This window comes from Kitasatospora sp. NPDC004669 (assembly GCF_040609455.1).
Taxonomy (GTDB): domain Bacteria; phylum Actinomycetota; class Actinomycetes; order Streptomycetales; family Streptomycetaceae; genus Kitasatospora.
The window spans coordinates 32410-45276 of record NZ_JBEXKB010000053.1 but is presented as its reverse complement, the minus strand read 5'-3'; the positions used below and the strand labels follow the sequence as shown (position 1 = coordinate 45276).

The window sequence follows — 12867 nt, the reverse complement described above, 5'->3', positions numbered from 1 at the left end:
GTTTGTTCGCGATCAGGTAAAGCCCTTCACCGCTCCCGTCGGTCGGCGGGGGCCGGACGACGGGGGCCACAGCGGCCGACCTGCCGGACCGTCCGGTTTTTGGGTGCTTTGACCAGTGACGGCCGCCCACACATCCGGAACGATCTCATCAGCACGCCCGGAGAGTGACCGCACCCGCACCAGTCCACCGAGGAGAGCACCATGTCCGAGCAGATCACCGTCGGCACCGCCACCGCCGCAGCGGTCGCGGCCCCCGGAGTCGCCGTCGTCACCGGGGCCGGGAGCGGAATCGGCCGGGCGGTCGCGGTCGAGCTGGCCGCGGCCGGCTGGCGGGTGGTGCTGGCCGGGCGCCGGGCCGAGCCGCTGCACGGGACGGCCACGCTCTGCGCCACCCCGGCCGAGGTGGTGCCGACCGACGTCACCGACCCGGCCGCGGTGGACGCGCTGTTCGCGACGTCCGCCGAGCGCCACGGCCGGGTGGACCTGCTGTTCAACAACGCCGGCACCTTCGGTCCGGCCGTCCCGGTGGAGGAGCTGGCGGTCGAGGACTGGCGGGCGGTGGTCGACCTCAACCTGACCGGTGCCTTCCTCTGCGCCCGGGCCGCGTTCCGGCAGATGAGGGCCCAGGACCCGCAGGGCGGCCGGATCATCAACAACGGCTCGATCTCCGCGCACGTCCCGCGCCCGCACTCGATCGCCTACACCGCGACCAAGCACGCGGTCACCGGCCTGACCAAGTCGCTCTCGCTGGAGGGCCGTCCGTACCGGATCGCCTGCGGGCAGATCGACATCGGCAACGCGGCGACCGACATGACGGCCGCGATGAGCGCGGGGGTGCGGCAGGCGGACGGACGGGTCGCGCCCGAGCCGACCATGGACGTGGCCGATGTGGCGCGCACCGTCCGGCACATGGCCGCGCTGCCGTTGGAGGCCAATGTGCAGTTCGCCACCGTCATGGCGACGGCGATGCCGTACATCGGGCGGGGTTGAGGACGTCGGTCGGCGCCCTCCCCCGTCGTCACCCGTGGTGCGAGTGACATCGACGCGCTCCCCGATCCACAAACCGGGGAGGGACCCCCGTCGGTCCGGGCCGACGGGGGCCCTCAGAGGGCCCGGGGCTACGACTGCCAGGTGTCGTTCAGCGTGACGTTCCCCGAGGCGGGCGCGGTCGCCGTCCGGTTGGCGCCGGACTCCCAGGTCACCGCGCCGCTCGCGTCCTTGCGGACGTACTTGTACTGGAAGGACGTGCCGCCCGGCAGCGAGAGCGCCAGCGACCAGACCGGGTAGCCGGCCGAGGAGAGCGGCAGCGCCTTGGCCGGGTCCCAGCCGCCGAGCGCCGGGACGTCGCCGACCACGTAGATGTTCTGACCGTACGAGGTGGTCGCGTTGACGTTGAACGAGGCGCCGGAGACGTTCGTCCCCGGCTGGACGTACAGCGCGACCGCGTCGCCCGCGCCGACCGTCGCGGTGAACTGCCCGTTGGCGCCCACCTGGTACGTCGGGCCGGTGCAGCCGCCGCCCGGCTGGGGGTCACCGTGCTGGACGTCGCAGTACGTCCCGGCCGGCAGCCCTGTCTGGAAGGTCTGGGTGATCGCGCCGCTCTCGTGGTTGATCGCGACGTAGCCCCGGTTGCCGCGGCCGAAGGCGATCGCGTTGTTGCCGTTGGACCACCAGTCGGTCACCCCGGTGCCCGCGACCGCGTTGCGGAAGCCCACCATGTTGGCGATCTGCCGCCAGGCGTGGGTGCAGTTCCAGCCGTCCTGGTAGCAGGCGTTCACGGTGCCGCCGTTCGGCGGGCCGTCGTCCTTGTTGGTGAAGCTGTAGCCCGAGTAGATGTTGGGCGAGCCGTAGGTGGAGGCCAGCAGGAAGACGTTGGCCAGGGTGTAGGTGTTGCCGTAGGTGTAGTTGAGGGTGGAGCCGTTGCGCTCGGTGTCCCAGTTGTCGATGAAGCTGCGGGCCTGGTTGCTCGGCAGGTAGCCCCAGGAGGCGCCCCAGCCGCTGAGGTTGGCGAGCTTGTCGCTGGTGAAGATGCGCTTGAGGTCGGTGCCGACCCGGAACTCGTCGACGTCGCCGTTGCCGGTGTACTCGGTGGGCTGGATCGGCTCACCGGCGCCGTAGATGACCTCCTGGACCCAGTAGGCGTTGGGGTTGGCCATCTTGGCCTTGATCGCGGCGAGGTCGGTGGCGGCGATGTGCTTGGCGGCGTCGATCCGGTAGCCGTCGACGCCGAGCGCGCCCAGGTCGTCCAGGTAGTGCGCGATGGCGGTCTGGACGTAGGCGCTGCCGGTGTCCAGGTCGGCCAGGTTGACCAGCTCGCAGTCCTGCACGTTGGTGCGGTCCTGGTAGTCGGTGATCGGCTGGCGGCAGGTGTGGAAGTCCTGGTCCTGGTAGGTGCCGGGGTAGTTGTACTTGGTGTACGCCGTACCGCCAGTGCCCGTCCCGGAACCGGCCGACATGTGGTTGACCACCGCGTCGGCGATCACCTTGACCCCGGCCGCGTGGCAGGTGTCGACCATGTTCTTGAAGGAGGTGCGGTCGCCGAGCCGTCCGGCGATCTGGTAGCTGACCGGCTGGTACGAGGTCCACCACTGCGGGCCCTGGATGTGCTCCTGGGGCGGCGAGACCTCGACGAAGCCGTAGCCCTTGGGGCCGAGGGTGGAGGTGCAGGCCTGGGCGACCGAGTCGAAGCGCCACTCGAAAAGGGTGGCGGTGACGTCCTTGCCGTTGTTCGCGGGCGGGGTGGCCCGGGCGGCGGGGGCGCCGATGCTCGCGGTGAGCGAGAGCGCGAGCGCCGCCGAGGCGGTGAGCGCTCCGGCCACGCGGGCAGGCCGGCGCGTGGGGGCGGTGGTGACCACGTCGTCTCCATGGGGGGGTGGCTGGGGTGGGGCAGCCGATAGCTCTGCAGGAAGTTTCTGTAACTTGCCGGAAACTTGCAGAGAACTTAGAGCCGCCGGGAGACACCGTCAAGGCAAGGGACGAAACGTTTCCGCATCGTTCCCGGACCGCCCCATGGGGAACACGAGGAACACGACAAGGGCCCGGCAGCCGTAGCCGCCGGGCCCCTCACCTGTCCTGGTTCACCGGTCCCTCAGGAGCCGGTGCAGCGTCAGCCGGTCTGGATGGAGGTGTCGTCGATCACGAAGCTCGTCTGCAGCGAGGCGTCCTCGGTGCCGGTGAACTTCAGGGTGACGCTCTGGCCCGCGTAGGACGAGAGGTCGAAGGTGCGCTGCTGGTAGCCGGCCGCGGCGTCCACGTTGGAGTAGGTCTTCAGCGTGGCGCCGTTGACCTGCACGGTCAGCTTGTCGTACGCCGTGGTTCCGGTCTCGGCGGTGTCGATGTGCAGCCAGAAGCTCAGCGTCGCCTTGCAGCCCGCCGGGATGGTCACCGTCTGGGACAGCGTGTCGGTGTGGGTGGTGCCGTAGCCGTCCAGCCACGCCTTCCAGCTACCGCTGTGCGCCGCCTGCGAGGAGCTGCTGTCGATCACGCCGCTCGAAGCGGTCCACGGCGCCGCCGTACCCGTCTCGAAGCCCGGGTTGCCCAGCAGCTGCGCCGGGGTGCAGGTCCCGCCGCCACCACCGGAGACGGTCCAGGCGAAGCTGGTCGAACCGGTCTTGCCGGCCGAGTCCGTCGCCGTGACCGTCACGTTGAAGCCGCCGGCGGTGGAGGCGGTGCCGGAGATCACGCCGGTCGAGGAGTTGATCGACAGGCCGGCCGGCAGGCCGGTGGCCGAGTAGGACAGCGGGGCGGTGCCGCCCGAGGCCTTGATCTGCAGGTTCACCGAGCCGCCCACCGCGGTGGACTGGCTGCCCGGGTTGGTGACGGTGACGCCGCCCGGGTTCGGCAGCGAGCCGACGTTGACGGCGGCCCAGGCGGTGGCGACCGCGTTGTACTCGGCGCTGTTCGCGCCGTACAGGTCGGTGGCCGCGCTCAGCGTCGCGGTACGGGCGCCGGCGTAGTCGGTGGTGGAGGTCATGTAGGCGGTGAGCGCCTTGTACCAGATCTGCTTGGCCTTGTCCCGGCCGATGCCGGTGACGGTGATGCTGTTGACCGTCGGGCTGTCGTAGTTGAAGCCGTTGAGGCTCTTCGCGCCACTGCCCTCGGACAGCAGGTAGAAGAAGTGGTTGGCGACGCCGGACGAGTAGTGCACGTCCAGGTTGCCGACGCCCGAGTACCAGGAGTCGGCCGACTGGCCGTCCTTGGAGGGGTGGTCCATGTAGCGCAGCGGGGTGCCGTTGCCGTTGATGTTGAGCTGGATGCCGATCCAGTAGTTCGGCGGGGTGGACGCCAGGTTGGCGTTCCACTCGACCATCTTGCCCATAATGTCCGAGGTGGCCTCGTTCAGACCGCCGGACTCGCCCGAGTAGTTGAGGCCCGCGGTGGCGGCGGTGACGCCGTGGGTCATCTCGTGGCCGGCGACGTCCAGCGCGGTCAGCGGGGCGGTGTTGTTGCTGCCGTCACCGTAGGTCATGCAGAAGCAGCTGTCGTCCCAGAACGCGTTCACGTAGTTGTTGTCGTAGTGGACGCGGTTGTAGGCGCCGACCCCGTCGTTGCGGATGCCGTTGCGGTTGAAGGCGCTCTTGTAGAAGTCCCAGGTCGCGGCGGTGCCGAACTGGGCGTCCACGGCGGCGGATTCCGCGTTGGAGGCCTGGCCGTTGCCCCAGGTGTCGGTGGACTTGGCGAACAGCGTGCCGTTGCCGGACGTGCCGTTGCTCATGTTGGTGGTGTACTGGCCGCCGCGACTGGCGTCCTTCAGCTGGTACTGGCCACCGCTCTGAGTGGTGGTCAGCGGCACGTTGCCGACGTACACGCCGGTACCGGTGCCGGTCATGATGCCCTCGCTCGTGCTGAGCACCTCGCCGGTCGCGGCGTCGGTGACCACCCGCAGGCGGCTCGGGGTGCCGTCCGACTCCTTGCCGGTGACGACGGTCTCGTACGCCAGCTTCGGGGCGCCCTTGGCGGCCCAGATCACCAGGCGCGGGGCGGTGTCGAGGGCGGAGCCGGCCTCGGCGGCGAGCGCGGTGGCCTGGGCCTTCGGGGCGGCCAGCGCCGGCTTGGTGTCGATGCCGGTCAGCACGGCCTCGCTGGCCTTGGTGACGCCCTTGGTGGCGCCGTTCGCGGTCTGGTGGACGACCAGGTCGCCGCCGAGGACCGGCAGTCCGGCGTAGGTACGCTCGTAGCGCAGGTGACGGGTGCCGTCGGCGTCCTGGACGACGTCCTTGGTGACCAGCTTCTCCTGGTCGCCCAGGCCGATGCTCTGGGCGATGGTGGCGGCCTGCTGGTTCGCCGAGGAGATCAACTCGGCCCGGGCGGAGAGCTGTTGCGCGACGGCCGTCGGCGCGTCCGGGGCCGCCTGCGCGATCACCGGAATGCCGGTGACCAGCAGCGCCGTGGTGGCGGCCATGACGACTGCCGCCTTCCGGGTGTGAGCGTGACGTGACATGCGGACTCCTTTTCCGACCGGCGCCGGTTCGCGCACGGTGGAGAGAACCTGGGCCGCGGGGTTGCGGCGCAGTGGGGGCCCCCGGGGGGTGCGACGGGGGTGCGATTGCGGTGCTCACCGGGTGTTGCGGAGTTCGTTGCAGGGTCGGGACGCGCTGCACCTCAACTGGGACAGCCGCACCGGGGGGTGGGGCCCCCTCGTCTGCAGCCGGAGGAATCGTGGCAGCAAACGCGCCGTTAATGACAGATGCATGCCACTGATTGGCCGATTAATTACCGAAACCGTATGCACAACGGTTCGTCGGTTGTGTTACGGCTTGACCAAGTCTTGAACACGGTTTTCATGGTCCCGGCAAAGTTCGATCACCGCCGGAGGTGACTGACCAGCAATCAGGCCGCTGCCGCCCACCGCACGGTGGGCGGCAGCGGCGGACGAGCGCGGCACGTCACAGTTCCGGCCGTGCCACCGCCGGATTCCGGCCATTCCCCGCCAGAAACGGAACCGGGCCCCGCACCGGCAGTAACGGTGGTGCGGGGCCCGGGAGTTACCGGACAGTCGGAATCAGTCGTGTCAGTTCTGGACGAACACCGCCACGGTACGACCCGGCACGGTGAAGGTCCCGGTCGCGGCGTCGAAGCCGGACTGCTTCACCACCTGGTCCACCCCGCCCGCCTGGACGGGGTGCAGCGCCTGGCCGGTCCCCTTCAGCGCGGGCACGGCCTGGGTCTGCGCGGTGGGCGTGGCGTTGAAGACCACGGTGATGCCCTTCTCCGCGCCCGGCAGCCCGGTGCCGTCCAGGTGCAGGGTGATCACCCCGGGCGTCTCACCGGACGTACCGGAGAGCGGGTACGACAGCCGCTGCTGGACGTCGACCAGGGTGGGCAGCGAGAACAGCGGCGAGGACTGCTTGATCCGCAGGAAGTCCTGGAACTGCGCGGAGGTCGCCCGGATGTCGGCCGCGCCGACGGTCAACTTCGGGTTGGCCAACAGGGATCCGGCGGTCGGCCACATCTCCTGGTTGTCCTTCGCCATCGGCAGGCCGCGGCCCCAGCCGTTGCCCTGAGTCGCGTCCCAGTGGATGGCGTTGAACCAGTCGCCCGAGTCGTAGGCGTTGGAGTCCAGCGACTTGGAGCGCAGCAGGTCGCTGCCGGCCTGGGCGAAGCCCGCGCCCTGGGTGAGCGCGGTCAGCGACAGCCCGAGCGCCTGCATCCGGGCCCGGTCGGCGGGTGCGGTGCCGGTCGGCAGCTTGTACGCGAGCGCGTCGAACAGGTCGGTGTTGTCGTGGGCGTCCACGTACTCCACCGCCTCGCCCGGCTTGGCCGCGTATCCGGTCGGGGAGCCGTTGTAGTCGACCTGGGCGCCGGTGACGGTCTTCCCCGAGCTGTCGGTGAAGGAGTAGCCGGCCAGGTTGCCGGTCAGCCCGACCTTCAGCTGGTCCATCTGGTGCAGCAGCCTGGCCTTCTGCTCCTGTGGACCGCCGTTCGCGGACGAGCCGTTGGGGTCGGTGTACAGGCCCGAGGCGAAGCCCTGCTGCGGCGCGGAGTTCAGCATGAAGTTGCCGCCGCGGGCGGCGTCGCGGATCCGGTCGTCGAAGGTGGCGATGCCGGTGCCGGCCATGTTCCGCTGGGTGGCCTGCTCGAACCGGGCGTTGTCGGCGACGACACCGAAGTTCCAGCCCTCGCCGTAGAGGAAGATGTTCTTGCCGTCGACGCCGTCCGACTCGGACGTCATCTTCCGCAGCGCGGCCTGCACGTCCAGCATGGTGGACTTCGGGTCCAGGCCCATCAGGTCGAAGCGGAAGCCGTCGACCTGGTACTCCCGGGCCCACAGCGTCACCGAGTCGACCACCAGGCGGTTCATCATGGCGTGCTCGGGCGCGGTGTCGGCGCAGCAACTGTCCGCCGTCACCTTGCCGTTGGCGTCCAGCCGCTGGTAGTAGCCGGGCACCACCCTGTCCAGCACCGAGTGCTCGGCCTGGCCGCTGGCGGCGGTGTGGTTGTAGACCACGTCCAGCACCACCCGCAGCCCGGCCGCGTGCATCGCCTGCACCATCTGCCGGAACTGCACCGTGCGCGCCGTGCCGGTCCCGTCCGTCGCGTACGTCCCCTCCGGCACGTTGTAGTGCAGCGGGTCGTAGCCCCAGTTGTACGCGTCGTCGGCGGCGACGGCCGCCACGCACTCCTGCTGCTTCGGGCTGTCCGCCGGGAAGGACTTGAGGTCGCAGGGCGGCAGCTTCTGGTCGGCCTTGTTCTTCGGGATGGACGCGATGTCGAAGGTCGGCAGCAGGTGCACGGTCGTCACCCCGGCCTTGGCGAGGTCCCGAAGGTGCTGCATCCCGGCCGAGTCGGACTCGGTGAACGCCAGGTAGGTGCCGCGCTCGGCGGCCGGGACGGTGGTGTCCTCCACCGAGAAGTCCCGGACGTGCAGTTCCTGGATCTGCTGTCGCGCGGGCGGGACGGCCTGCGGGCGGGGGTGGTCGTCCCAGCCCTGCGGCTTGAGCTCCTTGGCGTCCAGGTCGGCGACCAGGCTGCGCTTGGAGTCGGTGGACAGTGCCACCGAGTACGGGTCGGTGACGGTGTTGACCACCAGCTGCTGCACCGAGGGGGCCCAGACCTTCACCTGGTACAGGTAGTACTTGCCGTCCAACTCCGGCTTGTCGCGGACGACTTCCCACACCCCGGTCTCGTCGTCCAGCTTCATCGGCAGCGTCCTCGGGGTGCCCCCGGTGGCGCTGTCGAAGACCTGGACGGAGACCTCCTGGGCGGTCGGCGCCCACAGCGAGAGGGCGACCTTGCCGTCGTAGTACGCCGGGCCGAAGTCCACCTTTCCGGTGCGGCGGGCGTACAAGTCGTCCAGCACACCCGGGGTTTGGACGCCGGTCCCGGCCAACACCGCGCCGCTCGGCAGGTGTTCGGTGAACAGCAGCTGGCTGCGCAGCGCGGCGGGGACGCGGGCGGCGTCCCGGGCGTCCACGGTGAAGGCGCGGTAGCCCGCCAGGTGCGGGTACTTGGCCTTCTGGGCGTCGGTCAGCCCACCGGCGACGGGGTTGAGCCGCAGCCACTTGCCGGGCTCGGTCAGCACGCCCTTGTCGGCGCGGATGCCGCCCTCGGGGTCGTAGACCAGCTGGGCGCTGGTGCCGCCGGCCAGGGCCTGGTCGGTGGCGCCGTAGTTCGCCGGGACGACGACGGTCCTGGCGTCGATCCACTGGGCCTTGGCGCTGGTGAGGTCCAACTGCGAGGAGGCGGCCGGGTTCTGCGGCAGCAGGTAGCCCTCACGGCCGCCGAGGATCCACACCTCCTTGCCGTTGACGGCGAAGTCCAGCGACTGGTCGGCGGGCAGGTCCTTGTCGTTGCCGTTGTGCAGGATGTAGCTGAGGCTGGTCGCCCCGGGGGCCAGCGGCACCTCGAAGACGGCGCCGAAGGCGTCCCGGCGCGCCGGCATCAGCGGCTTGCCCCAGTCGGTGGGGTTGGCGGCGCCGGTCCAGTCGTGCAGGCCCCAGCCGTCGTAGTTGCCGTCGGCCCGGTTGTAGTGGATGACGGCGGTGCCGGCGGGCTGACCGGAGCCGGTCGACCCGGTCGCCGGCCCCGGGTCGGCGGTGCGCACGGTCGGGTCGCCCTGCTTGACCCACACCTCGCCGGTGGCGCCGACGTCGATGTGCCGGTCGGCGTCCACGTCCTTGACGCCGTTCTTCTCGACGATGAAGCCGACGTCGGACGCGCCGGGCTTCAGCCGCACGTACGCGAAGGCGCCGTACGCGTCCCGGCCGATGAACGGGTGTCCGGCCGGCCACGGGGTGCCCTCGCCGTCGGCGAGGTCGCCCCAGGCGTAGAGGTTCCAGCCGTCGTAGTCGCCGTCCGGCCGGTTGTAGTGGACGACGGCGTACGGGCGGGCGCCGGCGGTGGGCACCGGCTTGGGCGCCGGGGTGCCGGTGGTGAAGCTCGCGGTGGCGGAGCGCAGATGGCCGCTGGAGTCCTGCACGACGGCCTTGTACCGCACCACCGTGCCGGGCGCGACCGCGCTCAGGTCCTGGGTGACGGCGAAGAGCCTCTGGCCGTCGGAGCCGGACTTCCCGGTGTCGGCCGTTCCCAGGGTCTGCCAGGGCCCGTTGCCGATCTGGGCGGCGAAGCTCACCCGGTTGAAGCCGCCGCCGTCCGCCGTGGCGCCGACCGTGACCGGGCCGGTGGAGCCGTCCGCCGGCGGCCGCACCGAGAGCTGGGGCGCGGCGTTCACCGCGGCCAGCCTGGCGCCCGCCTTGAGCACCACGGAGGACAGCGCCGGGACGGTCACGGTCACCTTGCGGTCCGCGCCGCTGGTGATCCGCGCTCCGGCCGCGGGGTAGACCGGGTCGAAGCCCATCCCCGCCGAGAAGGTGTCCAGGGTGACGGTCTTCGCCTCGGTGGCGTTGTTGACGGCCACCAGGTACTCGACCTGCTGGCCGGCGTCGATCCGGGAGAAGGCGTACACGCCCGCGCCGTCGGCGGCGTAGCGCTCGATCTGGGCGCCGTCGGCCAGCGCCGGGTTGTCGCGGCGCAGCTTGGCCAGGCCCGCGATGCCCTGGTAGAGCTCGCCGCCCTGCCCGTACCGGTCGGCCGGGCCGGAGGCGCCACCGAGCACCCGGTCGGCGTTGTAGGAGGGCGCCCTGGAGGCGAACATGTCCTGCCGGGCGTCCTTGTCGCCGCCCGCCCCGGTGAAGCCCTGCTCGTCGCCGTAGTAGACGACGGGCTGGCCGCGGGTGAGGAACTGCAGTTCGTTGCCGAGCCGGTCCTTCCTCAGCAGGGTCGCGTCGTCGGCGCCCGGGTTGTCGGCGAGCAGGAAGGAGCCGAACCGGCCCATGTCGTGGTTGCCGAGGAAGGTCGGCAGCTCGTACGCGTCGGTGTCGGCGCTGGTGTAGCGGTAGTCCTGGGCGTAGACGTCGGCCAGGTTCCTGGCCGAGCCGCCCTGGGAGACGTAGGAGCGGGCCGCGCCCTGGAACGGGAAGTCGAGGGTGGCCTGCAGCTTGCCCTTGGTGACGTAGGGCGAGGTGACCGCCGGGTCGCCGGAGTAGACCTCGCCGAACATGAAGAACTTCTTGTTGCCCTGTTTGGCGGCGAAGTCCTTGAGCGCGGGCGCCCACTGCTGCCAGAACGCCATGTCGACGTGCTTGACGGTGTCGATCCGGAAGCCGTCCACACCGGTGTCCTTGACCCACTGCTGGTAGACCTGCTCGAAGCCCTTCACCACCCGGGGGTTCTGGGTGTCCAGGTCGTCCAGGCCGTTGAAGTCGCCCTCGGTGGCGGACTCGCCGACGAAGGTCGAGTCGCCCCGGTTGTGGTAGAGCGCCGGGTCGTTGAGCCAGGACGGGGTCTTGGCCTTGGCGTCGGCCGGGCTGCGGAAGACCGGGGTGTAGGGGAAGGAGTCCTTGGTGATCTTCGGCCAGGGTGCGCCGGAGTCGGCGATCGCGGTCTCGTCGACCGGGTTGCCGTCCGCGTCGAGGGTCGGGTAGGCGCCGATCGAGCGGTAGGTGTGCTGCTGCTCGGCGTCGTCGATGACGTCGGCGGTGTGGTTGGTGATGACGTCGAAGAAGACCTTGATGCCGCGCGCGTGCGCCTTGGCTATCAGCTCCTTCAGCTGCTCGTTGGTGCCGAAGTGCGGGTCGACCTGGGTGAAGTCGGTGATCCAGTACCCGTGGTAGCCGGCCGAGGCGTCGGCGCCGGTGCCCTGTACCGGCTTGTTCTTGAAGATCGGGGCCATCCAGATCGCGGTGGTGCCGAGGTTCTGGATGTAGTCGAGCTTCTGGATCAGCCCGGCCAGGTCGCCGCCGTGGTAGAAGCCCTTGTCGGTGGGGTCGAAGCCGTTCTCCAGCCGCCCGCCGGTGATGCCGCCGCTGTCGTTGGCGGTGTCGCCGTTGGCGAAGCGGTCGGGCAGGACGAAGTAGAACTGCTCGCGGGTGAGGTCGTGCCGCCCGGCGGTGGCCGCCAGCGCGGCGTCCGAGGGCGGGGGCGGCGGGGCAGCTGCCAGGGCCGCGGGGGCGCTGCCGAGGGTGGCGGCGGTCAGCGCGACGGCGAGCAGCACGGCCGTGCGGCCGGGTCTGCGTAGTGGACTGCTCCGTCGGGGGCGGAGCGGCGTATCGGCCACTGAGGGGCTCCCTTAGGGGAAGGGTGAGCGATTTCCCAGGAAGCTAGCGGCCTGCAATATGTTTCAGCAAGATGCAGAAAGCGTTTCGTGCCGGGAAAATCCAGGCCGCGGGCGCTCCCGACCACCCCGGTTACGTGCTCACGGCGGCCGGCATGACAATGGGAGCTATGTCCGTCCCACCGGTAAGCACCAGACCCGATCGCACCCCCTACCCCGGTGGGATCCGCCCCCTAACCCTCAAGGGGGACAGCCGGTGAAGAATCCACTTCCAGAGGATGAGCAGACGGCTACGGGCGGTCTGGCAGACTTGCCCCCCATGGGGGAACCGACCGAGATTCAGCGAGGCGACGCCGAGCGCGCCGACGCGGCCCACGGTGGCGGTTCCGAAGCAGCGACGGCCGCCCCGGCCCGGCTGCCCGATGGAGCCACCCGTGCCGCCCAGTCCCGCACCGCCGCCCTGCGCAGCCGCATCCGCCAGCAGCGTCGCTCACCGGCCCGGCCTCGGATCTGGATCGAGCTGGCCCTGATCGGGATCAGCTACTGGATCTACTCGATCGTCCGCAACGCCGTCCCGGAACAGGAAGCGATAGCCCAGAAGCACGCGCGCTGGATCTGGGAGCTGGAGCAGAACCTCGGCATCGCGGTCGAGCGCTCGATCAACCACGCGATGGACAGCGTCGGGTGGCTCATCACCGGGATGAACTACTACTACGCGACGCTCCACTTCGTCATCACGATCGGCGTCCTGGTCTGGCTCTACCGCAGCCACCCCGGCCGTTACGTCGCGGCCCGTACCGTGCTGTTCGTCACCACCCTGATCGCCCTGGTCGGCTTCTACGCCTTCCCGCTGGCCCCGCCCCGGCTGATGACCGACGGCGGCTTCATCGACACCGTGAAGACCCACGGCACCTGGGGCTCGTTCGCCTCCGGGCCCGCCGCCCACGTCTCCAACATGTACGCCGCGATGCCCTCGATGCACATCGGCTGGTCGATGTGGTGCGGCCTGGCGATCTTCTTCCTGGCCCGCCGGACGTGGGTCAGGGCGCTCGGCCTGATGTACCCGGCCGCCACCCTGCTGATCATCGTCTCGACCGGCAACCACTTCTGGATGGACGCCGTCGGCGGCGAGATCTGCCTGTCCCTGGGCTTCCTGGCCACCCGCTGGCTGTACCACGAGTGGGTCTACAAGCTGCCTCGGGTACCCACCCGGGAGAAGGCGTCGACGGAGGAGCCGATCACCGTCCCGGAGCAGTGGAGCGAGCCGGCGGTCAGCACCGCACGGCGGTAGCGGAGCAGACGGGAAGGGGCCCCGA

The 12867-nt window shown here is 70.3% G+C and carries 5 protein-coding genes; 2 read left to right on the top strand and 3 right to left on the bottom strand.

The window, feature by feature from the left end; all coding sequences use genetic code 11:
• Positions 1–201: 201 nt before the first annotated feature.
• Positions 202–990, top strand: coding sequence for an SDR family oxidoreductase (locus ABZW30_RS33635; RefSeq protein WP_355675022.1), 789 nt, complete (start codon positions 202–204; stop codon positions 988–990).
• Positions 991–1118: 128 nt separating this feature from the next.
• Here the strand turns inward: ABZW30_RS33635 and ABZW30_RS33630 are convergent, their stop codons facing one another.
• The 3 genes from ABZW30_RS33630 to pulA all read right to left on the bottom strand — a co-directional run bounded on the left by ABZW30_RS33630 (position 1119) and on the right by pulA (position 11554).
• Positions 1119–2855, bottom strand: coding sequence for a carbohydrate-binding module family 20 domain-containing protein (locus tag ABZW30_RS33630; protein WP_355675021.1), 1737 nt, complete (start codon positions 2853–2855; stop codon positions 1119–1121).
• A gap of 251 nt (positions 2856–3106) precedes the next feature.
• The gene (locus ABZW30_RS33625; protein WP_355675020.1) at positions 3107–5440 is read right to left on the bottom strand and encodes a M4 family metallopeptidase; all 2334 of its coding nucleotides are present in this window, start codon (positions 5438–5440) and stop codon (positions 3107–3109) included.
• A gap of 570 nt (positions 5441–6010) precedes the next feature.
• On the bottom strand, positions 6011–11554 hold the full coding sequence (pulA, locus tag ABZW30_RS33620) for a pullulanase-type alpha-1,6-glucosidase (protein WP_355675019.1): 5544 nt from the start codon (positions 11552–11554) through the stop codon (positions 6011–6013).
• A 316-nt stretch (positions 11555–11870) separates the two neighbouring features.
• On the opposite strand from pulA, the gene ABZW30_RS33615 reads away from it, so the two are divergent.
• Positions 11871–12842: a phosphatase PAP2 family protein gene (locus ABZW30_RS33615; protein WP_355675018.1), complete on the top strand. Its 972-nt coding sequence runs from the start codon at positions 11871–11873 to the stop codon at positions 12840–12842.
• The last annotated feature ends 25 nt before the right edge of the window (positions 12843–12867 follow it).

Coding starts and splice junctions, on each gene's coding strand:
- ABZW30_RS33615 (WP_355675018.1), top strand. CDS start 11,871: ATGGGGGAACCGACCGAGATTCAGCGAGGCGACGCCGAGCGCGCCGAC.
- ABZW30_RS33625 (WP_355675020.1), bottom strand. CDS start 5,440: ATGTCACGTCACGCTCACACCCGGAAGGCGGCAGTCGTCATGGCCGCC.
- ABZW30_RS33635 (WP_355675022.1), top strand. CDS start 202: ATGTCCGAGCAGATCACCGTCGGCACCGCCACCGCCGCAGCGGTCGCG.